The following is a 26669-nucleotide window of genomic DNA, read 5'->3' as shown; positions in this document are numbered from 1 at the left end:
CGGCCACCCCCATGATGTCGTGCACGGTGTAGTACGGGTGGAAGGGAATGCCGTCGAGCGGCATGCCGGTCTTGTCGTTCTTGGTCGACTTGATCTCGACGCCATCGGGGTTGTTGGAGCCCACCTCGTGCAGCGCAATGATGTGCGCCACCACCAGGCCGAGAAGCACCAGCGGCACCGCGATCACGTGGAAGCTGAAGAAGCGGTTGAGCGTCGCGTCGCTGACCACGTAGTCGCCGCGGATCAGCAGCGCCAGATCCGGGCCCACGAAGGGAACCGCCGCAAACAGGTTGACGATCACCTGCGCGCCCCAGTAGCTCATCTGGCCCCACGGCAGCAGGTAGCCCATGAAGGCTTCGGCCATCAGGCACAGGAAGATCGCGCAACCGAAGATCCACACCAGCTCGCGCGGCTTGCGGTAGCTGCCGTAGATCAGGCCGCGGAACATGTGCAGGTAGACCACGACAAAGAAAGCCGAGGCACCGGTGGAGTGCATGTAGCGGATCAGCCAGCCCCAAGGCACGTCGCGCATGATGTATTCGACCGAACCAAACGCCAGCGCCGCATCCGGCTTGTAATGCATGGTCAGGAAAATACCGGTGACGATCTGGATCACCAGCACCAGCATGGCCAGCGAGCCAAAGATGTACCAGAAGTTGAAGTTCTTCGGCGCGTAATACTCGCTCATGTGCTCTTTGTAGAGCTTGGTGGCGGGGAAGCGGTTGTCAACCCAGGCCATCGCCTTGGCAGCGAGGGGGGCGTCGGGGGAAATTTCTTTGAATTCAGCCATCACTGATCCTGGTTCGGTGGGGTTCTTTGTCGATCGCTTGAATCAGGTCTGGATATTCCGTCTGAAAGAACGGCCAGCAATTTTCAAGCGCTTTCGGCAGGGTCTTTGGAAGGATTGATCAGCCTTCAGGCCTTTTTGTCTTCACCAATCAGCAGCCGGGTGTCTGACAGGTACATGTGCGGAGGCACTTCCAGGTTATCGGGAGCGGGCTTGTTTTTGTAGACGCGGCCAGCGATGTCGAAGGTAGAGCCATGGCAGGGGCAGAGGAAGCCGCCCGCCCAGTCGTCAGGCAGCGAGGGCTGGGCCCCGGGCTGGAACTTGTCCGAAGGCGAGCAGCCCAGATGGGAGCAGATACCCACCACCACCAGCGTTTCGGGCTTGATGGAACGGTTTTCATTGCGGGCGTATTCGGGGGTCAACTCATCCGGCTTGCGCTCGGACCTGGGGTCGGCCAGCAGGGCATCGACTTTGGGCAGGGAGGCGAGCTGCTCGGGCGTGCGCTTGACAATCCACACCGGTTTGCCGCGCCACTCGACCGTGATTTTCTCGCCGGGCTTGATGCCGGAAATATCAACCTCGACGGCCGCACCGGCGGCCTTGGCACGCTCGGACGGCTGAAAACTGCTCACAAAGGGAACGGCGACAGCGGCAGCGCCAGCGGTGCCTGCAACGGCCGTGGCCACGAGCCAGTTTCTTTTATCTTTATCTACAGGAGCGCCGTGCGGCACTGCGTTCACGCTTGCTTGGGTCATGAGAGTCCTTCAAGAACTGGCTTGAAAAAGGCATAGTGGGGTCAACCCGCAATTGTAGCGGAGCGCGAACGCGTTTTTCAAGGCAGGGGCAGTCGGTCCGGCTTGCCGCCAACCGTGCCGGGCTGTTTCAGCCAGGGGCGGGAACGGGACGCGATTTCTTCCAGCCGAGCAAGGTACGGCGTCCAGGATCAGGTCCAGCCTTCATAATGCCTTTCGACAATCGCAAGGGGCGATCGGCAAGCGTTCACCAACAACAGGAGCAGCACATGGGCATGATGCAGGAATTCAGGGAATTTGCCGTGAAGGGCAACGTGATTGATCTGGCTGTGGGCGTGATCATCGGCGCGGCGTTTGGCAAGATTGTCGAATCGGTGGTGGGCGACCTGATCATGCCGGTGGTGGGCGCGGTGGTCGGAAAACTGGATTTTTCCAACCTGTTTGTGGTGATGGGCAGTGTGCCGCCGGGCACCGTGATGACACTGGACGCCCTGAAAAAAGCCGGTGTGCCGGTGTTGGCCTATGGCAACTTCATCACCGTCGCGGTCAACTTCGCCATCCTGGCTTTCATCATTTTCCTGATGGTCAAGCAGATCAACCGGCTCAAACGCAGCCAAACCCCGCCTGCGGCGCCCGCGGCACCGCCTGAAGACGTCGTGCTGCTGCGCGAAATTCGCGACAGCCTGAAAAAATAGACCCGGACAAACCCCGCCAACGGGTATTTAGCTATTTATTTAGTAGCTAACTAGTCATCCCTGAGAAACCCCTGGCATCCAGCATCCATGCGGGTTAACGGGGTGGTGAGACGGCACGGAGATTGCAAGAATTGGCGCTATTAAAGCCTCAAACCTTGCAAACTCATGGCCCTGCGCGAGACGACTCAAACGGCAGAAAGCGACCTGTTCCGCCAGGAACTGGTCAATCTCATCAACCTGCGCCATCCGCTGGTTCAACTGGCCCAGAAGATCGATTGGGACTCTTGCGACCAGCGCTTTGGCGGCCTGTACAAAGCCGGCATTGGCCGCCCCGGCCATCCCATTCGCCTGATGGTCGGGCTGCAACTGCTCAAGCACACCAGCAATCTGTCCGATGAAGAAGTGGTGGCAGTCTGGGTTGAGAACCCCTACTGGCAGCACTTCTGCGGCGAGCAGTACTTTCGTCACGACTTCCCCATTGACCCCAGCCTGATGACCGGCTTTCGCAAACGCATTGGTGAGTCCGGCTGTGAATTCATCCTGGGCCTGACAGTGCAAGCAGGTCTGGCCACCAGGGCGGTCGCCAAGACCTCGCTGGCCGTGGTCAATGTGGACACCACGGTGCAAGACAAGGCCGTGGCCTTTCTCACCGATGCCCGGCTGCTGCACAAGGCGCGCATGGCGCTGGTGCGCCAGGCCAAGAAACTTGGCATCAAGCTGCGCCAAAGCTACGAACGGGTCGGCCTGGCCAGCTTCGTGCGTTCGCAGCGCTACGCCCATGCCCGCCAGATCAACCGGGCCAAGGCCCAGAACAGAAAGCTGCGCACCTACCTTGGCCGCGTCATTCGGGACATTGAGCGCAAGACGCAAAGCGATGACACGCGGACCGAGCGCTTGGACAAGTTGCTGGAGATCGCAAAGCGCATCCACAGCCAGCCCAGAAAGCGCAGCGAGGGCGATCCGCCCAAGCTGTACAGCGTTCATGCCCCGGAAGTCGAATGCATTGCCAAAGGCAAGATCCACAAACAGTACGAATTTGGCGTGAAGGTGGGCATCGTCTCGACCAGCAAGGAGTCGTTCGTCGTCGGTGCCAAGTCACTGCCGGGCAATCCGTATGACGGGCACACGCTGCAGGCGTGTATCGAGCAGGCTCAGCGCGTCTCAGGGATCCAACCCAAAGAGGCCTACACCGATCGAGGGTACCGGGGCCATGGCTGTGACAGCAGTACGCTCAAAGTGTGGATTGCGGGGGCCAAGCGCGGGGTGACGGCGGCAATCCAGCGAAAGCTCAAGCGCAGGAATGCGGTGGAGCCGGTGATCGGGCACTTGAAGTCCGATGGCAGACTGGCACGAAACTTTCTTAAAGGGATCGAAGGTGATGCGATGAATGCGCTGCTGTGTGGTGCCGGGCACAACCTGCGCAAGATCCTCAGGAAGCTGCGGCTTCTTTGCGCTCAATTGGGCATCACGCTACGGCAGTTCTTGAACAACACGATCGCCTGTTCCACCCGCCTGATGCCTCAGGCTGTTTGAAAATCGAGTTTCTCAGGGACGACCAGCTATTAATTTTGTAGCAAATTGAATGGTGCTGTATGGCATGAATCAATCGGATCGGCAGCACCGGTGGTGACGCAGTGAGAAGAGTGCCCCGCTGTTAGGAAGGAGGCACGATAGGTTGGACGCGTTTGCCACCTGCATGCTAGTGACAGTGGTAGCCCCCGCGTTTACGGTCGTGATGACAGCCATTGCTGTCAGTGCCTCCGGAATGAGCCCAGACAGATGCTGACGTGATCAAAACGATGATGAGTGCCGCGACTTTAGCTATCTTCATGGCGTCTCCTTATTACGCCAAGATACTATCAACATAACCGGCGGAAAGATAGTCAAGCTATGCACGCATGGAGTTACTGTGGATCGCGAGGCTTGGCGAACATCACTCTGCGAAAAGCTAGCCAGCGGGTCTTGAGCCGGCGCTTGAGGAGCCGGATGGTCTGCCACAGGGCCGAGCGCCGTACGTCCTCCATCAGCCTGTCTTTCCAAGTTTTCCAGCGCGGATACCAGCGGGCAAACCAGGACAGTTGCATCAGTGCCGGCTCGGTCAGCGAGAATAGCCGTGCCAGCACGGCGGTTCCAGCCAGTTTGGCCGTCATCAGCAGTACGAGGCCCAGCGTGGCATGGCCCGCGCCGAATAAATAGAGGGCCAGCAGTTTGACCGGCAGCAAGGCCAGAGCAGGAATGAAGAATGTCAGCAGTGCCGCCCAGGGCGGCAGGCGGGTAATGCTGCGCTCCAGCCAGGCCCACAGCGGCAGGCGGGCCAGTGCTGCAAAGCACGCTGCCAGCGGCTCCCAGCCCCATTCTTCGAACAGCAAAAACAGCGCAATCGGCGCGAGCAAGATGGCTCGGAGTATTTTTTTAAGCAGGGTCAAAATAGCGTCAACCTTAAAGGCTTGCCGCAAGCGCCGCGTAATCAGCAGGTTCAGGCGTGCGCAGACTGGGGGGCGTCATCGTTGATGGTGGCGAAGTTCCGATACTGGATTGTGCGGTAGCGGCCAGAAGACCGCACGCCGGCAGGCCCTCATCCCGCACACTGCAAACTCAGCGCCTGCAGGGTTTTACCGGTTTTGGTTTCAAACACCACCAGATTCACCTGCCGGGCGTGGCCGGGGGTGGCGGCGATGCTGCGAAAGCTGAGCTTTTGCACGCTGGCGTCGCTGGCTTTGTAGTCGCCGGCAGGGGTGTACTGGCGCACCACAAAGTCGTGCCTGAGAAGTTCACCAGCGTTTTCTCCGGCCTGCACTTTGGAGTTGTGGTCGTGCTCGGTGATGGTCCAGTAGGCAGACCAGGTGCTGGCGGCATCGGCCAGACCGGCCAGCGGCGTGACGCGGGCTTCAAACTGGTCGGTGCCCAGCTGCAGCAGGGCAATGCTGATACGGGCGGGTTCCTGGGCGGTCGGCACGCTGTCCGGGCTGTGCCAGTTGCGCCAGTCTTTGCCATTGAGCACAAGCTGCGGTGTATAGATTCTGCGCAGCCTGTTTTTACTGGCAATGCCCTGCTGGCGGGCGGTGTGGGCCGGGGCGGCAAAGCGGTCTACCCAGCCGATGTAGTCCCAGTAGCCCACGTGAAAGGCCTGCACCACCAGGCCCTTGCCCTTGAGTGAGGAGACCCACTTATCGGCCGGCGGGCAGGAACTGCAACCCTCCGAGGTGTACAGCTCAATCACCGGGGTGATGTTGGGGCCGGACGTGGCGGCGCACTGGTTTTGCATGGGAAAAGTGGTGCTGGCCAGCGTCATTATTGCGCTAGCAGCTATGAATTTGGTAGCAAATCGGGGCATGGAGCATCTCCGCGGTTGAGCAGTCATGGGGCTTCTCATCAGTCGTTGCAGAAAAAAGCCCGCTCATATTTTTGAGCGGGCCTTCACCTTGGGGAGACAGTGCGTCGCTCAGGCCAAGGGCCTGCGTCCACGGCAACTGCCAACGATCAATTCCTGGACTGTGGCGTTGCAGAAGTTTGCACACTGGCCTCTGCGCTGCCGGTCGGATTGGTCTTCGGGTTGGCCGGGTTGCTGGCCGAAGGGCCGCCCGCTGCGCGCTCGGCCTTGCGCTTGGCGCGCGCGGCCTGCCTTTCTTCCGGCGTTGTTTTCACCAGCATCGGATTGTCTGCTTGCGGATCTTGCCTGGAGCCGGCGTTCGGAATGGCATTGCTGGCGCCAAGGCCCGCTGCGCGCTCGGCCTTGCGCTTGGCGCGCGCAGCCTGCCTTTCTTCCGGGGTTGTTTTCTCAAGCACCGGGTTGTCTACTTTCGGATCTTGCTTGGAGCCGGCGTTGGGAATGAGATTGCTGGCGCCGGTCTGCGCAAAAGCAGGTGCGCCAAACAGCATGGCGACTGCGAGTACGGCGGCGCTGGGAACGAAACGAGTGCTAAAGGTACGCATAAAACCTCCTTTGATAAAGTTGAGCAGCCATGGGGCTCCTCATCAGTCAGTCGTTGCAGCCCGGAAATTCTTACATGCCCATCAACGCCAGGCGCCGCGTTTTCGTGGAGCGCTTGGGGGCGGCTGGCTATGGGACAATGCCGTCCCTTCCCCTCAGTTTGTGAGCGGGTGTGTAAGTTTTTTTTACACATTCACGGCCAGGCTGTCATTGCCCAGTTATCAGACATATCAGCAGATCACATGCAGAAAATCATCCGCCAAATCGCGGCAGAAATCAAAGTTCAGGAACAACAGGTCAAGGCCGCGGTCGAGCTGCTGGACAGCGGCGCCACCGTGCCCTTCATTGCGCGCTACCGCAAGGAGGTCACCGGCGGGCTGGACGACATCCAGCTGCGTGAACTCGAATACCGGCTGGGCTACCTGCGTGAGCTGCAAGAGCGGCGCGAGGCGGTGCTCAAAAGCATTGAAGAGCAGGGCAAGCTCACGCCCGAGCTGCGCGCCGCGATTGACGCCGCACCGACCAAGCAGGAGCTCGAAGACCTTTATCTGCCCTTCAAGCCCAAGCGCCGCACCAAAGGGCAGATCGCCCGCGAAGCCGGGATTGAGCCGCTGGCCGACAAGCTGTTTGCCGACCCCTCGCTGAACCCGGCTGAGGAAGCCGTGGCCTTTGTGAAGACCGAGAAAAACGAAAGCGGCGACGATTTCACCACCGTGCAGGCCGTGCTGGACGGCGTGCGCGACATTTTGAGCGAGCGCTGGGCCGAAGACGCCGCGCTGGTGCAGTCGCTGCGCAACTGGTTGTGGAGCGAAGGCCTGTTCAGCGCCAAGCTGGTGACCGGAAAAGACGAGAACAACGCCGACCACGCCAAGTTCCGCGACTACTTCGACTACGACGAGCCGATTGGCCGCGTGCCCTCGCACCGGGCGCTGGCGGTGTTCCGCGGCCGTGGGCTGGAGATTCTGGATGCCAAGCTGGTACTGCCGGTACCCCCGGAAGCGGGCCAACCCAGCATTGCAGAAGGCAAGATTGCACTGCACCTGGGCTGGAGTCACAAGGCACGGCCTGCCGATGATTTGATCCGAAAATGCGTGGCCTGGACCTGGCGCGTCAAGCTCAGCTTGTCAATCGAGCGCGACCTGTTCACCAAGCTAAGGGAAGAGGCTGAGAAAGTCGCCATCAAGGTGTTTGCCGACAACCTGCGCGATCTGCTGCTGGCCGCACCGGCCGGCCCGCGTGTGGTGATGGGGCTGGATCCCGGCATTCGCACGGGCGTGAAAGTGGCGGTGGTCGATAGCACGGGCAAGCTGGTGGAAACCGCCACGGTCTACCCGCACGAGCCGCGCAAAGACTGGGAAGGCTCGCTGCACACTTTAGGCAAGCTCTGCGCCAAACACGGCGTGAACCTGATCGCCATCGGCAACGGCACCGCCAGCCGCGAGACCGACAAGCTGGCGGCGGATTTGATCAAGCAGCTCGCCAAAATCTCTGGCGAGGCGGAAATACAAAAAGTGGTGGTCAGCGAAGCCGGCGCTTCGGTGTACTCGGCCAGCGAATTTGCCAGCCAGGAAATGCCCGACGTGGACGTGAGCCTGCGTGGCGCCGCCAGCATTGCACGCCGCCTGCAGGACCCGCTGGCCGAGCTGGTCAAGATAGACCCCAAATCGATCGGCGTGGGCCAGTATCAGCACGACGTGAACCAGAGCGACCTGGCGCGCAGCCTGGACACCGTGGTGGAAGACTGCGTGAACAGCGTGGGGGTGGATCTGAACACCGCCAGCGTGCCGCTGCTGGCTCGCGTGTCGGGCCTCTCCCAGACGGTCGCCAAGTCGGTGGTGCGCTGGCGCGAGGCCAATGGCGCGTTTGCCAGCCGGGCCGACTTGCTCAAGGTGACCGGGCTGGGCGCCAAAACCTTTGAGCAGAGCGCCGGTTTTTTGCGCCTGCGTAGCGAGGGTCCAGGCAGCAACCCGCTGGACATGACGGGCGTGCACCCTGAGACCTACCCGGTGGTCGAAAAAATCATGCTGCATACCGGCAAGCCCGTGGCCGAGCTGATGGGCCGCGCCGAAATGCTCAAGGCACTGAAGCCCGAGCTGTTTGCCAACGATCAGTTTGGCGTGATCACCGTCAAGGACATCCTGGCCGAACTCGAAAAACCGGGCCGCGACCCGCGCCCCGACTTCAAGGTGGCGCGCTTTAACGATGGCGTGGAAGACATCAAGGACCTCAAAGAAGGCATGACGCTGGAAGGCACGGTCAGCAACGTGGCCGCCTTCGGCGCGTTTGTGGACATCGGCGTGCACCAGGACGGCCTGGTGCATGTGAGCCAGTTGGCCAACAAGTTTGTCAACGACGCGCGCGAAGTGGTGAAAACCGGCGACATCGTCAAGGTGCGCGTGACCGAGGTGGATGTGGCGCGCAAGCGCATCGGCCTGACCATGAAACTCGGTGATGCACCGCCACGACGCGATGGCCCGCGCGACAACCGCTTTGAGGGCGCGCGGCCAGGCCAGCAAAACCGGGGTGGCGGCAGCTACGGCGGACATCCCAGAACTCCCCAGCCCGCAGCGGCCACTGCCATGGAGTCGGCCTTTAGCAAGCTGGCGGCGCTGAAGAAATAGCAGGCCTATGGCTGGAGCCACAGGCGGTTTGGCGACCTGGAGGATATAATCTAGACAGTCTAGATGCAATTAAAAGAATCGGGGTTCACATGCATTCACCCACTACTTTCAATAGACAAGGCTCAGGCTTGCCTCAGTGGCAACTCCAGGAAGCCAAGAACCGGTTCAGCGCGGTGGTCAAAGCCGCGGCAAGCGGGTCAGCCCAGGTCGTTACTGTGCATGGTGTGCCTGCAGCTGTGGTGCTTTCGCCCCAGGCTTATGAGCGTCTTGTGGCCGTCGCGGCGCCGGACCAAAGCCTGTCGCAGGCGCTGTGCTGCCCCGAACTTGACGACGCCGACGAGGCGCTGTTCGCCCGCAACCGGACGGCCAACCCGGCGCGCGAGTTGGGTCTGTGAATGCCCTGCTCGACACCTGCGTATTGTCCGAATACGCCAAGCGCGCGCCCCATGCAGGGGTGATCGCATGGCTGGATGCGCAGCCCGAGACCGGCCTGTTTATCAGTGCTTTAAGTCTGGCCGAACTTGAAAAAGGCATCCTCAAACTTGCCGCCACTCATGCCTCCAACGCCACGCGGGCCGAGCATCTCACTTTGTGGCTGGCAAAACTGACGGAGCGTTTTGCCGATCGAACCTTGTCCGTGGATGCAGCGGTGTGGCGCGTTTGGGCGCAGCAGGCAGCGCAGGCCGAGCTCCAGGGTCAAACCATCGCCCCCATGGATGGCTTGCTCATGGCCACAGCGCAATGCCATGGCCTGACCGTCGTCACCCGCAATGTCGCGGACTTTGCCCGCTATCCGCAGGTTTTCAACCCGTGGGAGCTGACTTAAAACGGTCACGTGCATCAAAGACATCGCATGAAAGCCCTCCGCATCTACGCCGGCCCCAAGGCGCGTCAGCATATCGAACAAAACGGGCTGCAGCCGCAAGATATTCGCGTGGTGCCCGGTGCAGCGGGCGGCCCCAAGGGCTTGATTCTGGGTGCGCTGGACCGCTTCATCTTTGGCGACTGGCTGGCGGCCTCAAGCCACGAGATGCATCTGGTCGGCGCATCCATAGGCGCCTGGCGCATGGCCACGGCCTGCCTGAACGACCCAGTCGCGGCCTTTGAGCGCTTGGAGCACGACTACATCCACCAGCACTATGAGCTGCAACCGGGCCAGAAGCGCCCCACGGCCGAATTCGTCAGCGAGCAGTTTGGCCAAAGCCTGCAAAGCTTTTACGGGGGCAGGGTGCAGGAAGTCTTGAACCATCCGCGCTACAAGTTGCACATCGTCACCTCACGCGGCCGCCACCTGCTGGGCCGCGAACATAAAGTCGCCACGCCGCTCGGCTACCTGGGCGCGTTTTGAAGCAACAGCCTGCACCGCAAAGCCATGGGCGCCTGGCTGGAGCGTGTGGTGTTTTCCAGCCAGGATGCACCATTACCCTTTGCCACCAACGACTACCGCACGCGGCAAATCGCGCTGAACGAGGCCAACTTCAACCCGGCGCTGCAGGCCAGCTGCTCGATTCCCTTCGTGCTCAAGTCGGTGCACAACATTCCCGGCGCGCCACCCGGCGCCTACTGGGACGGCGGCATCACCGACTACCACCTGCACCTCAATTACGCTGGCAACTCGACAGCTGCTGGTGCAGACCCGGAAAGGGCAGGTGCTCAAAATGACTCGAGCCCTGCCGGCCTGGTGCTGTACCCGCACTTCCAGAAAGCCGTGGTGCCCGGCTGGCTCGACAAAGGCCTGAAATGGCGGCACAAGCCCACCCATTTTCTGGACAACATGGTGTTGCTGGCGCCTGACCCGGCATGGGTCAAGACCTTGCCCAACGGCAAGCTGCCCGACCGAACGGACTTCACGCGCTACGGTGCAGATTTGCAGGCGAGGGTGAAGGCGTGGAGTGCGGCTACCGCTGCCAGTGAACAGATGGTGGACGAGTGGCGGGCCTGGCTGGCGCGACCCGACCTCGCAATCGTTGAGGCACTCTGAGCCACGGCAGTGCTGCCCCTCGGGGGTAAATCCCTAAGCTTTGCGCCTTGGGCGGCTCTCAGAATGGGGATTATTTAACGGAGACCTCATGCCGCAAGCTCTTCTGTCCCGTCGCGCGTTTAACCTTTCGGCTGCCGCAGCGGCAGCCTCCATCGCCGCGCCTGCGTTCGCTCAATCAGCCTGGCCCAACAAGCCGATCCGCATCATCGTGCCCTACACGCCCGGTGGCTTTACCGACCAGATGGCGCGGCTGGTGCAGGTGGGTTTGCAGCAGCGGCTGGGCCAGCCGGTGATCATTGACAACAAACCCGGCGCCAACAGCCTGATAGGCGTGGAGGCGCTGGCCAAGTCGCCGCCCGATGGCAGCACTTTTGGTGTCGTCATCGCGGCCTATGCGGCCAACACCACGCTCTACCCGAAGCTGCCCTACGACCCGAAAAAAGACCTGGTCGGCGTCTCGCTGATGGGGGTGTCGCCGCTGCTCGCAGCCGTCAACAACAATGCGCCCTTCAAGACCGCGAAAGAACTGATAGCCTACGCGCGCGCCAACCCGGGCAAGGTCAGCTTCGGCTCCTCGGGCAACGGCTCGGCCGCGCACCTGACCAGCGAGCTGTGGAAGGCGCTCACCAGGACCTATATGGTCCACATCCCGTACCGCGGTGCCGTGCCCGCGCTCACGGACCTGCTGGGCGGGCAGATCCAGCTCTTTTTCGACGCGCCGACCGGCCTTATCAACCAGGGCAAGGCCGGCAAGGTGCGCCTGATCGGCGTGGCCAGCGACCGCCGCCTGCCTGCAGTGCCCGACGTGCCCACCTTTATCGAGCAGGGTTTTGAGGGCTTCACCGGCAGCACCTGGGCCGGCATGCTGGCGCCGGCCGGCACGCCGCGCGAGATCGTCAAGCGCATGTCCGACGAGGTGGCGCGCATCATCAGGAGCGACGATACGCGCGTCAAGCTCGACGCGATGGGAACCTTCCCGGTGGGGAGCACGCCCGAAGAGTTCGATGCCTTCATTACGGCTGAAACCAGCAAATGGGCCAAGGTCATCCAGACGGCAGGCGTCAAGGCGGAGTGAGTTACTCAGCAGTCCGAAAGTAGTGCGACATATTTTGTCATCCTGAGCGCAGCGAAGGATCTCGGTATGCTGGCAAGATTCTTCGCGTAGCTCAGAATGACAGCATGGGTGGCGTCGCCTTCGTTACGGGCTGCTGAGTAATTGCTATCGATTTGGTAGCTGTCTACGCAATAAGGACAGGGGCTGAGACTTTTTTCTTCAAGAATTCTCAAAGCGACGCTTCCAGCATCTGGCGGTAATCGTCCCGCGTCGCCAGGCGCGGATTGGTTTTGTGGCAGTGGTCGGCCATCGCGCCGTCTATCACCTTCTCGAAGATGTCCGGCGTGACGCCGACCTCGGCCAGGCCGCCCGGCAAGCCTAGCCGCGCATTCATGCCCTTAATGGCCGCGCCGAGGTCGGCGGCCGAATCGAGGTGCATGGCCTGCGCCATGCGCTGCAGGCGCCGCTCCTTTTGCACCGATTCCGCGCCCGCGTTGAAATGGATGACCGCCGGCAGGAAGAGGGCGTTCAGCGTGCCGTGGTGCAGGCGTGGATCGACGCCGCCCAGGCTGTGGCTCAGCGAATGCACGCAGCCCAGGCCTTTCTGGAACGCCATGGCGCCCTGCATGGAGGCGCTCATCATGTTGAGGCGCGCTTCCCGGTCGCCGCCGTCACGCGTGGCGCGCTCGATGTGCGCCCAGCCGCGCTCCAGGCCGTCCAGCGCAATGCCGTCGGCTGGCGGGTTGAAGGCGGCTGACATAAAGGTTTCCATGCAGTGCGCAATCGCGTCCATGCCGGTGGCGGCGGTCAGTTTGGCGGGCAGGCCCAGCGTGAGCTCGGGGTCGCAAATCGCGGTTTTGGGCACCAGGTGCCAGGAATGAAAACCGAGCTTGCGGTGATCGTCCACGATGATGATGGCGCCGCGCGCCACCTCGCTGCCGGTGCCGCTGGTGGTGGGCACGGCGATCAGCGGTGCGGCGCGCTCGGTGATCCTGGCCGAGCCGCCTTCGATGGTGGCGTAGGTGGTCAATGGACCTTCGTGCGTGGCGGCGATCGCCACCCCCTTGGCGCAATCGATCGCCGAGCCGCCGCCCACGGCAATCAGTCCGTCGCAGCCGCCGGCTTGGTACAGTTGGGCCGCCGCGCGCACTGCCGCTTCGGTCGGGTTGGAGGGCGTCTGGTCAAACACCGAGACGGTGATTCCGGGCAGGGCATCGAGCGCTTTTTGCAAAATGCCCACGGCTTTCACGCCGGGATCGGTCACTATCAGGGGCCGGGTGATGCCCACGCGCTCGCATTCCTGCTTGAGCAGCTTGACCGCGCCAAATTCAAACTGGACCTGGGTGATGTAGTAGATGAAGGCCATGGTTTGCTGTCTCTCCTGTTATCTTGGGGTGGCCATGTCGCGTTGTACGATGCGTGGCTGTTGCACACCCTTAACTTTAATGGCTGGAGGCAAGAATGCGTTGCAAGCAAACCCTGATGATGGTCACATTGGCGATAGCCGGTGCGCAATCCGTGTCGGTGTTTTTCAAATAATGCGGCATCCCGATGATCCGCAAGCCCTGCTGACGCCCGCCATGCGGGACGTGCTGCGCCGCATGGCCCGCTCTGGCCACCCGCCCTTGCATACGCTCACGCCCGAGCAGGCACGCGTGGCCTACGACGCAGGTGCTGGGGTGCTGGAAATACCGGCACCTCAGTTGGCGCGGGTTGAAGACTTCACACTGCCTGCCCGCGATGGCCATGCCCTTGCAGCGCGGCTGTATGCACCGTCCAGTGACCCACTGCCGGTGTTGGTGTACTTTCACGGCGGTGGTTTCACCATTGGCAGCATTGCCACGCATGACGTGCTGTGCCGTCAGCTCAGCCATCTGGCGGGCTGCGCGGTGATCTCGGTCGATTACCGCCTGGCGCCGGAGCACAAATTCCCGGTCGCTGCCCACGATGCCTGGGACGCCCTGCAGTGGGTCGCTGGGCATGGCGCCAGCAAGGGTGTTGATACCTTGCGCATCGCGGTCGGAGGCGACAGTGCGGGCGGCACCCTGGCGGCCATGTGCGCCGTGCTGGCGCGGGATGCGGGCATCAAGCTGGCATTGCAGCTGCTCATTTACCCGGGCTGCGCAGCGCACCAGGACACGCCCTCGCACCAGACCTTTGCGCATGGTTTCGTTCTGGAAGAGCCGCATATCACCTGGTTCTTCAACCAATACATCCGCAGCCTGGCCGACCGGGACGACTGGCGGTTTTCACCGCTCAACGCCCCCGATGTCGACGGTGTGGCCCCCGCCTGGGTCGGGCTGGCGGAGTGCGATCCGCTGGTGGATGAGGGCGTGATGTACGCCGACAAGCTGCGGCTGGCGGGTGTGCCGGTGGATCTGGAGATCTACCGCGGCGTGACCCACGAATTCATCAAGATGGGGCGGGCGATTGTGCAAGCCCGCCAGGCCCACGCGGATGCAGCCCACGCCTTGCAGCAGGCTTTCACTGTGACTTAAGCAATATGAAACGACAAGACTTCCGGTTTTTTCACCGCCTGCGCGTGCGCTGGGCCGAAGTGGACATGCAGAAAATCGTGTTCAATGCGCATTACCTGATGTACGTTGACACGGCCATCTCGGATTACTGGCGCGTGCTGGCGCTGCCTTATGAAGAAGCCATGCACCAGCTGGGCGGGGAGGTGTACCTGAAAAAAGCCAGCGTCGAGTACCACGCGTCAGCGCATTTCGACGACCAGATCGAGGTGGCGCTGAAATGCACGCGCGTTGGCAATTCGTCCATGTTCTTTTCGGGTGCGATTTTCAGGGGCGAGCAGTTGCTGGTCAGCTGCGAGTTGATTTATGTGTTTGCCGACCCGGCAACGCAAAGCGCCCGGCCGGTGCCCGAGGCCTTGCGCAGCCTGCTGGCCGCTTATGAAGCGGGTGAGCCGGTGCTCAGCATCAAGACGGGCCACTGGGCCGAACTGGGCCTGGACGCGGCAAAGGTGCGCACCGAGGTGTTTGTGCATGAGCAGCGCATACCGCTGGATATGGAGCAAGATGAGGCCGACCAGACGGCAATCCATGCCGTGGCCTACAACCGCCTGGGGCAGGCCATTGCTACCGGCCGCCTGACAAGCCATGCGCCCGGCGCCAGCAAGATCGGTCGCGTGGCGGTCAAGCAGGTGCTGCGCGGCTCGCATCTGGGCGTTGAGGTGCTGCGCACACTGATGGCTGCGGCCCGCACACGGGGCGACCGGGAGGCGTTACTGTATGCGCAACGCAGCGCGCAGGGGTTTTACGCACGCCTGGGCTTCCAGACCCGGGGCGAGCCTTTCGAAGAGGCGGGCATTGCGCACATCGAAATGTTCTGCAGCCTCTGAGTTTTCGCCTTGTTGTATCCGGCGACAATGGCGCGACACAAAACTGCGCACAGTGCGCTTGCCCCATAAAGACCTCTTGACACCATGGCCCGGAAAAAACGAAGCGCACCCGCCAGAGCTGAATTCGCCGCCACCCTAGCTCGCGGTTCAGGGCCAACAACTGTGAATACGGTTGCCCCTGCATCATCGACGTCCTTGCCCGCAGAAGTCGTGCGAGGCGACTGGACGGTGGCCATTTTCGCGCTCATGATGTTTTTGGCGCCCGCCATCGGAGTACCTTACGAGGAGATGCTGCAGGACACGCTCAAGTCCATCGTGGTTTCATTTGCGGCGCTGGGCGCCGGCCTGTTGTTCTTCTGGCAGCTGCGCAAACAGCAGCGCGAACTGCGCTGGCATGCCGTGATGTGGCTGCCGCTGGCCCTGATGGCCTATGCCCTGGGCAGCATGGTCTGGTCGCACACCTACCTGGCGGGCGTGGAGGCCATACGCTGGTTTGTCTTCAGCCTGATTCTCTGGCTGGGGCTCAATACGCTGTCGCGTGAACGTTTGCCGCTTTTGTTCTGGGGGATTCACTGGGGCGCCGTTATGGCGTCCTTATGGACGGCCTTGCAGTTTTGGGTTGATTTCAAGCTCTTCCCGCAGGGGGCTCAGCCGGCTTCCACCTTTGTGAACCGCAATTTCTTTGCCGAGTTTGTGGTTTGCGCGCTTCCCTTTTCAATCTATTTGTTGGCACAGACACGACAGTCATGGCAGATCGTCTCGCGGACATTTCTGACCGCTTTCATCGCCGTCGCCGTATTGATGACGGGTACCCGGTCTGCGCTGGCAGCCATGTGGCTGTTGCTGTTTGTGGTCATCCCGTTGATCGCTTTTCTGTACCGCAAACAGTTTGCCTTTTTCAATTGGAGCGCTGTTCAACGCCTGCTTGCCGTTGGCGTACTGCTGGCCACCGTGCTTGGCTTGGGATTGATAAAGACGGGGAACCCCAGTATTGCCGGTGAGGACCGCGGCCAAAACGCGCTGGAACGCGGCATTTATCGCACGGCCTCGGTGGTGACCGACCGCAAGGAGTTTGTGAGCGGCTCTCTGTCGGTTCGTTTGCTCATGTGGCAAGCCACGGGCCGGATGATTCTGGCCCGCCCGTTCAGTGGTGTAGGCGCTGGAGCCTGGGAGGTCGAGGCACCGCTTTATCAGCATGCGGGCGCGCAGCTTGAGACCGACTACTACGCGCACAATGAAATTCTTCAGTTGTTGGCCGAATACGGACTGGTTGGCTGGGTGGTTTTGCTTGGGCTGCTGGGGTACCTGTCACTGTCTGCCTGGCGCACATGGCGTCACCACAAAGCTGATGACATGGGCGAAAGCGTTCTACGCGCTGTGGCACTGGCCAGCCTGCTGTCTTTTCTGCTGGTCAGCAACGCCGGTTTTCCCTGGCGGCTGGCTCCAACCGGGGCCATCTTTGCCCTGTGCCTGGGTATTCTTGCGGCGTCTGATGCACGGCTCGGGGTGCAGCAATGGGGGCACGCGGTGCGCTTGCGCTGGACGCCTGCGTTTTCGCGGGTGGGGGTGATCTCCATGGCCGCAAGCCTGGCATTGGCTGCCTACATCAGCCAGCAAGCCGCTGCCAGCGAGTACAAAATCGTCCAGGCTGTGAAACGTGCACTCATGGTTTCCCGTTCCGGGGATGCTCACAACCCGAAATGGAACAGGGCCAAACAGGACATGCTTCAGCTCATCCGGGAGGGTACGGCCATCAATCCGCATTACCGGAAAATCACCCCCATGGTGGCCGATGAACTGGCGCGCTGGGGAGACTGGAAAAATGCCTTGTGGATCTGGGAGTCGGTTGTGTCCTCACGCCCCCATGTGGTCGCCATCATGGCCAATATGGCTCGTGGCTACGCGCAAACGGGAAACTATGAAAAAGCGCTTGAATACCTTGAGCGCTGCAAAAAAATCCAGCCTAAAGCCGTCGGCGTGCGTGCGCTCGAAGTGATTCTTCTTGGCCGGATCGGCAACGAGCCTGAAGCAACAAAGCTTGCAAAGCAATACCTGCAAGAAGGCACCTACAACTACGATCTGCTTAATGCGGCCTGGCTGCTGGGCATGCGCAATGTCGACTACGATCTGGCGATCCAGGCACTGGAGCTGCGCAATCAAGACTGGCCGACGCAGCGAATCGACGGTTTGCTGCAACTGGGCCATATTTACGCGACCCAGAAAAAAGACGATGCCAAGGCCCTGGCGGCATACCAGGCCGCGCTTGCTGCCGCGCCAGAGCCTGTCAGGGAAGCCGTCCGCAAGCAGATCCCTCCCGCTTATCTGCCCCGTCTTTATTAAACAGTAGTGCTACCCAGCCGCTGCCACTGGACGGTGCAGGCGTGCTCGAGCAATTCCGCCAAATGCCCGGTCATGGGTTCATCCCCATCCGGGCGCGGATGCGTCTTTTCCTGCATGGAAACATCCCACCGCATGCCGCCCTGCAAAACTGCTGACGCACTGGCCACCAGCACGGTGCTGCAGCGGGTGCCATAGCCGTACTCGGGGTAGTCAACAAATGCACTGGACAGTGCCTGCTCCAGCGCCAGTGGCACGCCGGTGTTCGGCAAGTCGGCATCGCTGGCACGCTGGCGGTTGGCCAAGGCGGGCCAGAGTGGGGCCTCCAAAGACAGCAGGTCAGGCGCTGCCACTGCCGTCTTCAGGGCTTCCTTGAGTGCGCGGGTTTTGGGCCAAGGCGTATCCAGCGCTGCATTGGAGAGCCCGTAAATACCGGGCTCCAGCGTGCGCGAACGCCAGCCGGAGGAACTCACGGCGCTGGCAGCCCGGTCGTCAGAGGCCGTCGTTACATTGGCTTTATTGGTCAGCCAGACCCAGTTTTCACGCTGAAAGTCACCAAGCACCAGATTGCACCCGCCGTAAGCCATGCTGTTGGTTTGCGCCATGAACTGCGCCGCATCCATGTCGCCTTCAAGCCAGCGCATGACCAGCTCGCCGCGGGATTTTTCAGCCACCTGGGGCTGGGCCTCGCGCACATTGGTCAGCAGGGCCATCCGCCCGCCGGGTGTGATGCCCAGCCAGGTGCCACCGGCGCGCAGGTCGCGCCCCGAAATGATGTCTTGCCCCGCCGCTGTCTGCCAGCGCGCCAGGGGCAGGGTGGGGCGGTTCAGGAACTCATCACGGTTGGCCGCAATCACCAGCGGCCAGCGCCGGGATGCGTTGATGGCGAAGGCAACGAGGCACACCGGGGACCTTCTTTTTAAATGTCTTCCAGCAAAGGATAGGGCAGCGGCAGCAGCGTCAAGGCCGGGCCGCTGGCACTGCCTGCCGTCAGGCGTCCTCGACCTGTATCAGCGGCATCGGCGGCATCGGCGGCAGCGGCCGTTTGCATGGACACGATTGCATCAAACCCGCCTGCGGGGTGTGGCGCGCAGGCGGCCACCAGGCCGCAGGGCTGTTCGGCGTCCGAGGCATGAAACACCTCCTGGCCGACGGCCAGTTCGGCGTCGGCATGCACCAGGTAGGCTCGGCGCTTGAGCGTGCCGCGAAACTGGCTGCGCGCCACCACTTCCTGGCCGGGGTAGCAGCCTTTTTTGAAGTTCACGCCGCCCACCGACTCGTAATTGAGCATTTGCGGCACGAAGGCCTCAAAAACCGGCTGGGTGATCATGGCAATGCCGGACTGCACATTGAGCCATTGCCACAGCCCAGGCGCCAGGCGGGGGCCTGCGGGTGCGGGCGTGGCGGCAGGTGCGCACCACAGCGCGCGCGGCTGGCCGGAGCCCGGGTATAAAAACACCAGATTTACATCATCAAAATCAGTTTTTGCCCAGGCTGGTTGGTCGCTAGAAGCTATTGAATCAATAGCATCTCCAGCCAGGCCATACAGTGCAAAATCAGGGGTGGCGTCGCTCAGCTTGGCCTTGCTGCGCAGAACAAACATGGACAGGCGCTTGAGCGTGGCGGGCAAAATGTCGCGGCTGCAGACCAGCAAAATCTCGTCGTGGCTGCGTTTGAACACCACAAAACTGGCCTGCATGCGGCCTTTGGGATTACAAAAAGCCGCCAGACGCGCTTCAGACAGGCCCAGCAGCGCCACATCCTGCGTCAGCTGGCTCTGCAAGAATTTGGCGGCGTCTTCACCGGCGGCGCGTATCACACCGAGGTGAGTCAACTCGGCAACGCCGGACACGGGGGACGGAGGGGGAGAAGTGGTCACGGGGCAGATTCGGGGTTGGAGGAGGGGGTGTACGGCCTGAATTATCATAGACCTGAACTCTGGAACAGGTCTGGAGTTTGAGTTATCTGGAAGGTAGCAGGGTTGTGCATCGTTTTTTGATGAGTTTGCTGGTGCTGTTGTTTGCAGGCGCGCTGCTGGTATTTGGCAGCGCCTTGTGGTGGCTGCATAAGCCCCTGCCTTTGCAGCTCCCGGCGAACAGCCAGGTGCTGGACCTCGAAATTGAGCCCGGCACACCGGCCAGGGGCGTGGCCGACGCGGTGGTGGCCAGCGGCGTGCAAATGCCCGCGGGTCTGCTGCATGCCTGGTTTCGCCTGTCGGGCCAGGCCCGGCAAATCAAGGCCGGCAGCTACGAAATCGTGCCGGGCACCACCCCGCGCAAGCTGCTGAGCATGCTGGTGCGCGGCGAGGAGGCGCTCAAAAGCGTCACCCTGGTGGAGGGCTGGACCTTTGCCCAGGTGCGCGGTGCGCTGCAAAAGGCCGAGCAGTTGACGCCCGACACCCAGGGACTAGGCCCTGAAGCCATCATGGCAAAACTCGGCAAACCCGGTGTTCACCCCGAAGGCCGCTTCTTCCCCGATACCTATACCTATGCCAAGGGCAGCAGCGATCTGTCGGTGTTCAAGCGCGCGGCCCGCGCCATGGACAGGCGGCTGGACGCCGCCTGGGCGCAACGCAACGCCGACACGCCGCTGCAGACGCCCGAGCAGGCCCTGGTTCTGGCCAGCATTGTCGAGAAAGAAACCGGCAAGCCGTCCGACCGTGCCCAGATCGGCGGGGTGTTCACCAATCGCCTGCGCCTGGGCATGCTGCTGCAGACCGACCCGAGCGTGATTTACGGACTGGGCGCGCAGTTTGACGGCAATCTGCGCAAACAAGACCTGCAGCTAGATACGCCCTACAACACCTACACCCGGGCCGGCCTGCCGCCCACGCCGATCGCCATGCCCGGCAAGGCGGCCCTGCTGGCGGCGGTGCAGCCCGCGCGGACCAAGGCGCTGTACTTTGTGGCGCGCGGCGACGGCAGCAGCCATTTCAGCGCCAACCTGGACGAGCACAACCGTGCGGTCAACAAATACATACGAGGCCAGTAAAACGCATGGGTACCATAGGCCTCTTCATCAGCTTTGAGGGTATAGACGGCGCAGGCAAGTCCACGCACATCACGGCGCTGGCCGACGCCTTCAAGGCGCAGGGCCGGGTGGTGACGCTCACGCGCGAGCCCGGTGGCACGCCGCTGGCCGAGAAGCTGCGCACCCTGGTGTTGAACGACCCGATGGACCCGCTGACCGAAGCGCTGCTGATCTTTGCCGCCCGGCGCGACCATTTGCAGCAGGTGATAGAGCCTGCGCTGGCGCGCGGCGAGGTGGTGCTGTGCGACCGTTTTACCGATGCGACCTTTGCCTACCAGGGTGGCGGCCGCGGCTTCGACCTGAAGGTGCTGGCAACGCTCGAGCAATGGGCCCAGGCGCTACCGCAGGGCACCCTGCGCCAGCCCGACCTGACCGTCTGGTTCGACCTGCCGCCCGAGGTGGCGGCCGAGCGGCTTGCAGGCGCCCGCGTGCCCGACAAGTTTGAAGCCCAGCCCGTGGAGTTCTTTCGCCGGGTGGCCGACGGCTATGAAAAACGCGCGGCCGAAGCGCCGCAACGCTTTGCCCGCATCAACGCCGCCCAGGACCGCCACAAGGTCTGGCAGCAGGTCATCAGCGCGTTTGTGCGGCGCGGCTGGCTGGCCATCATGGTGGCAGCCAATGGAGGACCGAAATGAGTGCCCCCGTTCCAGCGCCCTGGATTGCACGGCAGCGTGATGCCTTGTTGGCCCAGCGCGGCCATGCCTGGCTGCTGCAAGGCCCCTCGGGCCTGGGCCAGTATGCGTTGGCGCTCGAATTGGCGCGGGCCTGGCTGTGCGACCAGCCGACCGAGCAGGGCGCTTGCGGCCAGTGCGGCAGCTGCCATGCGATCGAAGTGCACGCCCATGCCGACCTGTGCGTGCTGATGCCCGAGACCGTGATGATAGCCCTCGGCTGGCCGCTCGATGAAAAGGCGCAAGCCGACATCGACGACAAGAAACGCAAGGCCAGCAAGGAAATTCGCGTCGAAGCCATGCGCGATGCAGTCGAATTTTCCCAGCGCACCAGCGCCCGGGGCCGAGGCAAGGCCGTGCTGGTGTACCCGGCCGAGCGCATGAACAACGTCACCGCCAACGCGTTGCTCAAAACGCTGGAGGAGCCACCGGGCGACGTGAAGTTCGTGCTGGCCAGCGAAGCTGCCCACCACCTGCTGCCCACGATCCGCAGCCGCTGCCTGGGCCACACCATGAGCTGGCCCGACTTCGCGCAAAGCCTGGACTGGCTGCAAAACGAGATGGAACGCAGCCACGAAGGTGAGGGCGGGGCGAAAAAAGCCGCCAGACCGGTCCAGCCCAGTGACCTGCACGCTCTGCTGGTGGCCGCCGGTGGCCGCCCATCCGACGCCTTGACCTGGGCGCAAAGCAGTCCTGCGGCCGAGGCCGCCCAGCACTGGCAGGCCCTGCCCAAGGCCATGGCCCGCGGTGATGTCAGTGCGCTGGCTGACTGGGCGCCTGCGCAAGCCGTCGATGCACTGCAAAAGCTCTGTCACGACGTGCTGGCGACCCGGCTGGGCGCGCAGCCGCGGTTTTTCAGCGCCAAGGACCTGCCGGCACCCGCCAGCGGGAAGCCGGGCAGCCCGGCCTCTGCGGGTTCCGGCCTGTATGCGCTGGCCGCCTGGTCGAAGGAACTCGCCACGACCGCCCGCACCGTGGAGCATCCCTACAACCCTGGTTTGATGCTGGAATCGCTGGTCAGCCGGGCTCGCCTGGCCCTCAATGCAAAATAAGCCCGGCCCCCTTGCTGACAGTGCTACAGGCAACCGATAAACTAGCGCCATGAGCACTACGTCCCATCCGAATCCGCCCGGTTCTGCCGGCGCAGCCAGCGCACGGCCCAGCGTCATCCAGCTGGCGATCAAGGAAAAAGCTGCGCTGTACGCCGCCTACATCCCGCTGTTTACCGACGGCGGCATGTTCATTCCATCGGCACGCGAACACCGGCTGGGCGACGACGTGTATGTGCTGCTCACGCTGCCCGATGACAACCAGCGCTATCCGGTGGCCGGCAAGGTGGCCTGGGTGACCCCGGCCCGGGCCGCTGGCAACCGCACGCAGGGCGTGGGCGTCCGTTTTCCGTCCGACGAAAAATCGCGTTTGCTCAAGCTCAAGATCGAAGAAATCCTGGGGGCCCACCTGGCCTCCGAGCGCCCCACGCAAACCATCTAAAACCGGGGGCGCACGGCCGCCTTTCGTTTTTGCTATATTTTTAATAGCTTGCTGCGCATATTCTGCGTCGGCTACAAGCTCATTTCATAAACAAGCCGTTTCATTTCCATGTTCACCGACTCCCACTGCCATTTGAGCTTTCCCGAACTTCAGGCGCAGCTGCCGCAAATCCGGCAGGCCATGCGCGAGGCGCAGGTGGACCGGGCGCTGTGCATCTGCACCACGCTGGAAGAGTTTGAAACCGTGCACGCGCTGGCCACCACCTACGACAACTTCTGGGCCACCGTCGGCGTGCATCCCGACAACGAAGATGTGACCGAGCCCAGCCTGGACGACCTGCTGCGCCGCGCCGCCTTGCCCAAAGTGGTGGGTATCGGCGAAACCGGACTCGACTACTACCAGATGGGCGAACGCAAGGGCGGCCGCACCGTGGCCGACATGGAGTGGCAGCGCGAGCGCTTTCGAGTGCATATCCGCGCCGCCCGCCAGAGCGGCAAACCCCTGATCATCCACACCCGCAGCGCCTCCGACGACACCCTGGCCATCCTGAAGGAAGAAGGCGAGGGCGCTGGCCTGGCAGGGCGCGCCGGCGGTGTGTTTCACTGCTTTACCGAAACCCAGGCGGTGGCCCGGGCCGCCCTGGACTTGGGGTTTTACATCTCGTTTTCAGGTATTTTGACCTTCAAAAATGCCGCCGATTTGCGGGAAGTTGCCCAATTTGTACCGCTGGACCGCACCCTGATCGAGACCGACAGCCCCTACCTGGCCCCCATGCCTTACCGCGGCAAAACCAACAACCCGTCTTATGTGCCCTACGTAGCCCAGCAAATCGCCGAGCTGAAAAAGCTGCCGGTTCAAGCCATTGCCGAGGCCACCAGCCGTAACTTCGAGCAGCTGTTTACGGGGGTTCTGGCATGAATAGTATCTTTATAAATTACTTTAAAAAATCAATATATCTAATTGTTTTAATTGGATTTAATGTTTCTTTCGCGGGCTCGTACGAGGATTTTTTCATCGCCATCAAACGCGATGACCCGCAAACCATCCAGCAGTTGCTGGCGCGCGGTTTCGACGCCAACACCCTGGACCCGAACAGCCAGCACGGCCTCTACCTGGCCTTGCAGGAGCCATCCCTCAAAGCCGCCCAGGCGCTGATCGACTGGCCCAAAACCGACCTCAACCATCTCAACGCCCAGGGTGAAAGCGCGCTGATGATTGCAGCGCTCAGCAACCAGCTGGAAGTGGCCCGGCAGTTGCTGAAACGCGGCGCCGACGTCAACAAAACCGGCTGGAGCCCATTGCACTACGCCGCCACCCATGGCCATCTGGCCATGATCAGCTTGCTGCTCGAAAACCATGCCTACATCGACGCCGAATCACCCAACGGCAGCACGCCGCTGATGATGGCGGCCCTTTACGGCAGCGCCGAGTCGGTCAGACTGCTGCTCGAAGAAGGTGCCGATCCGCTGCTGAAAAACCAGCTAGGCCTCACAGCCATCGACTTCGCCCACCGCGCCAGCCGCATCGAGTCCGCGGAGGTCATCGCCAGATTTGTGCGCCGCGCACGTCCTGCGGGCCAGTGGTGATCTTTGGGAATCTGGCGCTCTTTGGCATTCCAAACTCGGTAGTTCTGGTTAGCCATGACCCCTATTTGAGTACCTTCGCAAGATAGAAAAACAGTCGAATGAGGTGTAAACAATATGAAAAAGAGCGTAACGACCAAGGGAGAATCCCCTTCTAGGCTGATCGATGCGAGGGTCAAGGAACTGGACGACTGGAGGGACAAGATGCTCTCCCATGTCCGCGCTCTCATCAAACAGGCCGACCCTGAGGTGGTTGAGGAGTGGAAGTGGAGCGTTCCGGTTTGGTCTCACGATGGACTGATCTGCACCGGCGAGACATACAAGAGCGCCGTGAAGCTGACTTTCGCCAAGGGCGCTTCGCTCAAGGACCCTTCAGGACTGTTCAACTCCAGCCTTGAAGGCAACGCCAGGCGCGCTATCGATATCCATGAGGGTGATGAAATAGATGAGGATGCCTTCAAGACGCTCATACGCGCCGCTGCAGCCCTGAACAGATCATCGGCCCGATAGTCGAATCCGGCGCCTCATGAGTTGGCGCCGATCCTAGCCGGCGCGATATCCGCCGCGGCTGCTTTTCGTTCCACCTGGCGGAGAGGATGGTAGCGCAGCGTAACTTCAATCCTCGAAGCTCACGTTGCTGCACATTTTCAGTTTAGAGACGCCTGCAAGCGCCTTCAACAGTTCTGAAGTCCGTCAGCGCCGCTTTGGGTTCTAGTGTTGCATATTCCACGATATATATTATGTTAAATAATAAATTCGCCGGCGATGCACTGATCGTTATGTCGTCCGGCAGACAGCAGTTACTTTGTCTTCTCAAACTGTGAAGCGCAGGTTCATCTCACCGCCATCGTCAGGCTGATAAAGCCGGCAGCTACCCGGGAGGCGCTTTCTCCTCAATGCATGACACTTGATCAAGATCAACCTTGCCGAAGGCCATCTGCCAGAAACTGACTGCTCAAGTATCTGACATGTAACAGGAACCAAATGCAACTTCAGTTTCTTGGTGCCACCGACACGGTAACCGGCTCCAAGTACCTCGTCCAGCACGACAAGACCAAGGTATTGGTTGATTGTGGCTTGTTCCAGGGCTACAAGCTGTTGCGTTTGCGTAACTGGACGCCGCTGCCAGTGAATCCGGCCGCCATCGATGCCGTGATCCTGACCCATGCCCACATCGACCACAGCGGCTACCTGCCGTTGCTGGTGCGTCAAGGCTTTCACGGCAAGGTCTACTGCACGCCCGCCACGCTGGACCTGTGCCGTATCTTGCTGCCCGATTGCGGCCACCTGCTGGAGGAAGAAGCCGAGTTCGCTAACCGCCACAAAATATCAAAACACACGCCGGCGCTGCCGCTGTACACGCGCCACGATGCCGAGCGCTGCCTCAGTCTGTTCCATTCCGTGGTCTACGACAAGAACTGGCAACCAGCGCCGGGCCTGCATGCCAGCCTCGCACCGTCGGGCCACATGCCGGGATCGTCGTTCGTGCGGCTGGACAACGGCTCACGCTCGATTTTGTTCTCAGGCGACATCGGGCGACCGAACGACATGGTACTGACGGCACCCTCCGTGGTGGACGGCGCCGACTACCTGGTAGTCGAATCGACTTACGGTGACCGGCTGCATCAGAGCAGCGACGTGCTGCTGGAGTTGGCTAACGTGATCAACCGCACGGCCGCGCGCGGCGGCGTGCTGGTGATCCCGGCTTTTGCCGTGGGACGGGCCCAGAGCCTGCTGTATTGCATCCACCTGCTCAAGGCGCGGGGCGTGATCCACAACCTGCCTGTCTACCTGAACAGTCCGATGGCGGCCAGCGCCATGCAGGTATACCTGAAGCATAGGGCCGAACTGCGGCTAACGGCGGCGCAATGCGAAGCGATGGCGCTTACGGCACACGTTGTGGAAACGCCGGAGGAATCGCGCCTGCTCAATGCCCGGCGCGGCCCGATGGTCATCATTGCCGCCAGTGGCATGGCTACTGGCGGCCGTGTGGTGCATCACCTCAAGGCCTTTGCACCGGACAAGCGAAACACCATCCTGTTCGCCGGCTTCCAGGCCGGCGGCACACGCGGTGCCACGATCGCCAGCGGCGCACCCACGGTGCGCATCCATGGTGAAGACATCCCCGTGCGGGCCGAAGTGGCCATGCTCAACCACCTGTCGGCCCATGCCGACGCGGCTGAGATCATTAGCTGGCTGAGTGGCTTCAAGTTCCCGCCGAAGCAGACCTTCATCACCCATGGAGAGCCCGCGGCCGCCGACGCCATGCGCCAACGCATCGAGCGAGAACTGCACTGGAGCTGCCACATGCCCGGCTATCTGGAGTCGGTCACCCTTACCTGACGGGCGTCACGTCAGCGAGCGTGGTAGACATG

26 protein-coding genes and 1 pseudogene are annotated in these 26669 nt (G+C 61.8%); 18 read left to right on the top strand and 9 right to left on the bottom strand.

Annotated elements, in window-relative coordinates:
• Together V6M61_RS02570 and petA are read right to left on the bottom strand one after the other, a co-directional pair.
• The coding region (locus tag V6M61_RS02570) for a cytochrome b (protein WP_332774992.1) at positions 1–790 on the bottom strand (790 nt) is incomplete at its 3' end.
• 125 nt (positions 791–915) lie between these two features.
• Positions 916–1542 carry a ubiquinol-cytochrome c reductase iron-sulfur subunit gene (gene petA / locus V6M61_RS02565; RefSeq protein WP_332774991.1) on the bottom strand — a complete coding sequence of 209 codons (627 nt, stop codon included), beginning with the start codon at positions 1540–1542 and terminating at the stop codon, positions 916–918.
• Between the two features lie 266 nt (positions 1543–1808).
• Here petA and mscL point away from each other — a divergent pair, with 266 nt between their 5' ends.
• Together mscL and V6M61_RS02555 are read left to right on the top strand one after the other, a co-directional pair.
• Positions 1809–2234: a large conductance mechanosensitive channel protein MscL gene (mscL, locus tag V6M61_RS02560; protein ID WP_332774990.1), complete on the top strand. Its 426-nt coding sequence runs from the start codon at positions 1809–1811 to the stop codon at positions 2232–2234.
• A gap of 165 nt (positions 2235–2399) precedes the next feature.
• Entirely contained in the window at positions 2400–3767 is a 1368-nt protein-coding gene (locus V6M61_RS02555) for an IS5 family transposase (RefSeq protein ID WP_332774989.1), read from the top strand.
• A 166-nt stretch (positions 3768–3933) separates the two neighbouring features.
• On the opposite strand, the gene V6M61_RS02550 is transcribed toward V6M61_RS02555, so the two are convergent.
• From V6M61_RS02550 to V6M61_RS02535, 4 genes are all read right to left on the bottom strand, one after another.
• A complete protein-coding gene (locus tag V6M61_RS02550) occupies positions 3934–4065 on the bottom strand; it encodes a YHYH domain-containing protein (protein ID WP_332774988.1) in 132 nt (43 codons plus the stop codon).
• Positions 4066–4138: 73 nt separating this feature from the next.
• Entirely contained in the window at positions 4139–4627 is a 489-nt protein-coding gene (locus V6M61_RS02545) for a hypothetical protein (protein ID WP_332774987.1), read from the bottom strand.
• 182 nt (positions 4628–4809) lie between these two features.
• A complete protein-coding gene (locus tag V6M61_RS02540) occupies positions 4810–5568 on the bottom strand; it encodes a DUF1223 domain-containing protein (RefSeq protein WP_332774986.1) in 759 nt (252 codons plus the stop codon).
• A gap of 146 nt (positions 5569–5714) precedes the next feature.
• Positions 5715–6167: a hypothetical protein gene (locus V6M61_RS02535; RefSeq protein ID WP_332774985.1), complete on the bottom strand. Its 453-nt coding sequence runs from the start codon at positions 6165–6167 to the stop codon at positions 5715–5717.
• A gap of 240 nt (positions 6168–6407) precedes the next feature.
• Between V6M61_RS02535 and V6M61_RS02530 the strand changes: the two genes are divergently transcribed.
• The 5 genes and pseudogenes from V6M61_RS02530 (at position 6408) to V6M61_RS02510 (ending at position 11842) form a co-directional block, all read left to right on the top strand.
• The gene (locus V6M61_RS02530) at positions 6408–8786 is read left to right on the top strand and encodes a Tex family protein (RefSeq protein WP_332774984.1); all 2379 of its coding nucleotides are present in this window, start codon (positions 6408–6410) and stop codon (positions 8784–8786) included.
• Positions 8787–8914: 128 nt separating this feature from the next.
• The gene (locus V6M61_RS02525; protein ID WP_332774983.1) at positions 8915–9181 is read left to right on the top strand and encodes a type II toxin-antitoxin system Phd/YefM family antitoxin; all 267 of its coding nucleotides are present in this window, start codon (positions 8915–8917) and stop codon (positions 9179–9181) included.
• Entirely contained in the window at positions 9178–9612 is a 435-nt protein-coding gene (locus V6M61_RS02520; RefSeq protein ID WP_332774982.1) for a type II toxin-antitoxin system VapC family toxin, read from the top strand. The genes V6M61_RS02525 and V6M61_RS02520 overlap by 4 nt, the downstream gene beginning before the upstream one ends.
• 27 nt (positions 9613–9639) lie before the next feature.
• A pseudogene (locus tag V6M61_RS02515) lies at positions 9640–10767 on the top strand (phospholipase).
• Positions 10768–10855: 88 nt separating this feature from the next.
• A complete protein-coding gene (locus V6M61_RS02510; protein ID WP_332774981.1) occupies positions 10856–11842 on the top strand; it encodes a tripartite tricarboxylate transporter substrate binding protein in 987 nt (328 codons plus the stop codon).
• Positions 11843–12050: 208 nt separating this feature from the next.
• Here V6M61_RS02510 and V6M61_RS02505 read toward each other — a convergent pair whose 3' ends face one another.
• Positions 12051–13187: an iron-containing alcohol dehydrogenase gene (locus V6M61_RS02505; RefSeq protein ID WP_332774980.1), complete on the bottom strand. Its 1137-nt coding sequence runs from the start codon at positions 13185–13187 to the stop codon at positions 12051–12053.
• 172 nt (positions 13188–13359) lie between these two features.
• Here V6M61_RS02505 and V6M61_RS02500 point away from each other — a divergent pair, with 172 nt between their 5' ends.
• From V6M61_RS02500 to V6M61_RS02490, 3 genes are all read left to right on the top strand, one after another.
• Positions 13360–14319, top strand: a complete 960-nt coding sequence (locus tag V6M61_RS02500; RefSeq protein ID WP_332774979.1) for an alpha/beta hydrolase — start codon at positions 13360–13362, stop codon at positions 14317–14319.
• A gap of 5 nt (positions 14320–14324) precedes the next feature.
• Positions 14325–15182 (top strand): YbgC/FadM family acyl-CoA thioesterase, encoded by an 858-nt coding sequence (locus tag V6M61_RS02495; RefSeq protein ID WP_332774978.1) that lies wholly within the window; start codon positions 14325–14327, stop codon positions 15180–15182.
• 84 nt (positions 15183–15266) lie between these two features.
• On the top strand, positions 15267–17522 hold the full coding sequence (locus tag V6M61_RS02490; protein ID WP_332774977.1) for an O-antigen ligase family protein: 2256 nt from the start codon (positions 15267–15269) through the stop codon (positions 17520–17522).
• On the opposite strand, the gene V6M61_RS02485 is transcribed toward V6M61_RS02490, so the two are convergent.
• Both V6M61_RS02485 and ygfZ read right to left on the bottom strand, forming a co-directional pair.
• Positions 17519–18424: an NRDE family protein gene (locus V6M61_RS02485; RefSeq protein ID WP_332774976.1), complete on the bottom strand. Its 906-nt coding sequence runs from the start codon at positions 18422–18424 to the stop codon at positions 17519–17521. The genes V6M61_RS02490 and V6M61_RS02485 overlap by 4 nt on opposite strands.
• Positions 18425–18438: 14 nt before the next feature.
• On the bottom strand, positions 18439–19398 hold the full coding sequence (gene ygfZ / locus V6M61_RS02480) for a CAF17-like 4Fe-4S cluster assembly/insertion protein YgfZ (RefSeq protein WP_332774975.1): 960 nt from the start codon (positions 19396–19398) through the stop codon (positions 18439–18441).
• Positions 19399–19517: 119 nt separating this feature from the next.
• Here ygfZ and mltG point away from each other — a divergent pair, with 119 nt between their 5' ends.
• The 8 genes from mltG to V6M61_RS02440 all read left to right on the top strand — a co-directional run bounded on the left by mltG (position 19518) and on the right by V6M61_RS02440 (position 26637).
• Positions 19518–20510: an endolytic transglycosylase MltG gene (gene mltG, locus V6M61_RS02475; RefSeq protein WP_442957716.1), complete on the top strand. Its 993-nt coding sequence runs from the start codon at positions 19518–19520 to the stop codon at positions 20508–20510.
• Positions 20511–20515: 5 nt separating this feature from the next.
• The gene (tmk, locus tag V6M61_RS02470) at positions 20516–21184 is read left to right on the top strand and encodes a dTMP kinase (protein WP_332774973.1); all 669 of its coding nucleotides are present in this window, start codon (positions 20516–20518) and stop codon (positions 21182–21184) included.
• Positions 21181–22272 (top strand): DNA polymerase III subunit delta', encoded by a 1092-nt coding sequence (locus V6M61_RS02465; RefSeq protein WP_332774972.1) that lies wholly within the window; start codon positions 21181–21183, stop codon positions 22270–22272. Before tmk ends, V6M61_RS02465 begins: the two co-directional genes overlap by 4 nt.
• Before the next feature lie 49 nt (positions 22273–22321).
• Positions 22322–22711, top strand: coding sequence for a PilZ domain-containing protein (locus V6M61_RS02460; protein WP_332774971.1), 390 nt, complete (start codon positions 22322–22324; stop codon positions 22709–22711).
• 108 nt (positions 22712–22819) lie between these two features.
• Positions 22820–23629, top strand: coding sequence for a TatD family hydrolase (locus V6M61_RS02455; RefSeq protein WP_332774970.1), 810 nt, complete (start codon positions 22820–22822; stop codon positions 23627–23629).
• A complete protein-coding gene (locus tag V6M61_RS02450; protein ID WP_332774969.1) occupies positions 23626–24297 on the top strand; it encodes an ankyrin repeat domain-containing protein in 672 nt (223 codons plus the stop codon). The genes V6M61_RS02455 and V6M61_RS02450 overlap by 4 nt, the downstream gene beginning before the upstream one ends.
• Before the next feature lie 114 nt (positions 24298–24411).
• Positions 24412–24804, top strand: a complete 393-nt coding sequence (locus V6M61_RS02445; RefSeq protein WP_332774968.1) for a DUF1801 domain-containing protein — start codon at positions 24412–24414, stop codon at positions 24802–24804.
• 474 nt (positions 24805–25278) lie between these two features.
• Positions 25279–26637, top strand: a complete 1359-nt coding sequence (locus V6M61_RS02440; protein WP_332774967.1) for an MBL fold metallo-hydrolase — start codon at positions 25279–25281, stop codon at positions 26635–26637.
• Positions 26638–26669 lie beyond the last annotated feature (32 nt).

It is taken from the genome of Polaromonas sp. (assembly GCF_036676035.1).
Classification (GTDB): Bacteria; Pseudomonadota; Gammaproteobacteria; order Burkholderiales; family Burkholderiaceae_C; genus Polaromonas.
Note: the sequence above shows the minus strand (reverse complement) of the source record. Positions and strands in the feature narration are given on the sequence as shown.

Bases quoted from the DNA above. Each gene is read 5' to 3' on its own strand.
- petA (WP_332774991.1), bottom strand. From the start codon at position 1,542: ATGACCCAAGCAAGCGTGAACGCAGTGCCGCACGGCGCTCCTGTAGAT.
- mscL (WP_332774990.1), top strand. From the start codon at position 1,809: ATGGGCATGATGCAGGAATTCAGGGAATTTGCCGTGAAGGGCAACGTG.
- V6M61_RS02555 (WP_332774989.1), top strand. From the start codon at position 2,400: ATGGCCCTGCGCGAGACGACTCAAACGGCAGAAAGCGACCTGTTCCGC.
- V6M61_RS02550 (WP_332774988.1), bottom strand. From the start codon at position 4,065: ATGAAGATAGCTAAAGTCGCGGCACTCATCATCGTTTTGATCACGTCA.
- V6M61_RS02540 (WP_332774986.1), bottom strand. From the start codon at position 5,568: ATGCCCCGATTTGCTACCAAATTCATAGCTGCTAGCGCAATAATGACG.
- V6M61_RS02535 (WP_332774985.1), bottom strand. From the start codon at position 6,167: ATGCGTACCTTTAGCACTCGTTTCGTTCCCAGCGCCGCCGTACTCGCA.
- V6M61_RS02530 (WP_332774984.1), top strand. From the start codon at position 6,408: ATGCAGAAAATCATCCGCCAAATCGCGGCAGAAATCAAAGTTCAGGAA.
- V6M61_RS02510 (WP_332774981.1), top strand. From the start codon at position 10,856: ATGCCGCAAGCTCTTCTGTCCCGTCGCGCGTTTAACCTTTCGGCTGCC.
- V6M61_RS02505 (WP_332774980.1), bottom strand. From the start codon at position 13,187: ATGGCCTTCATCTACTACATCACCCAGGTCCAGTTTGAATTTGGCGCG.
- V6M61_RS02500 (WP_332774979.1), top strand. From the start codon at position 13,360: ATGCGGCATCCCGATGATCCGCAAGCCCTGCTGACGCCCGCCATGCGG.
- V6M61_RS02495 (WP_332774978.1), top strand. From the start codon at position 14,325: ATGAAACGACAAGACTTCCGGTTTTTTCACCGCCTGCGCGTGCGCTGG.
- V6M61_RS02490 (WP_332774977.1), top strand. From the start codon at position 15,267: ATGGCCCGGAAAAAACGAAGCGCACCCGCCAGAGCTGAATTCGCCGCC.
- mltG (WP_442957716.1), top strand. From the start codon at position 19,518: ATGAGTTTGCTGGTGCTGTTGTTTGCAGGCGCGCTGCTGGTATTTGGC.
- tmk (WP_332774973.1), top strand. From the start codon at position 20,516: ATGGGTACCATAGGCCTCTTCATCAGCTTTGAGGGTATAGACGGCGCA.
- V6M61_RS02465 (WP_332774972.1), top strand. From the start codon at position 21,181: ATGAGTGCCCCCGTTCCAGCGCCCTGGATTGCACGGCAGCGTGATGCC.
- V6M61_RS02460 (WP_332774971.1), top strand. From the start codon at position 22,322: ATGAGCACTACGTCCCATCCGAATCCGCCCGGTTCTGCCGGCGCAGCC.
- V6M61_RS02455 (WP_332774970.1), top strand. From the start codon at position 22,820: ATGTTCACCGACTCCCACTGCCATTTGAGCTTTCCCGAACTTCAGGCG.
- V6M61_RS02450 (WP_332774969.1), top strand. From the start codon at position 23,626: ATGAATAGTATCTTTATAAATTACTTTAAAAAATCAATATATCTAATT.
- V6M61_RS02445 (WP_332774968.1), top strand. From the start codon at position 24,412: ATGAAAAAGAGCGTAACGACCAAGGGAGAATCCCCTTCTAGGCTGATC.
- V6M61_RS02440 (WP_332774967.1), top strand. From the start codon at position 25,279: ATGCAACTTCAGTTTCTTGGTGCCACCGACACGGTAACCGGCTCCAAG.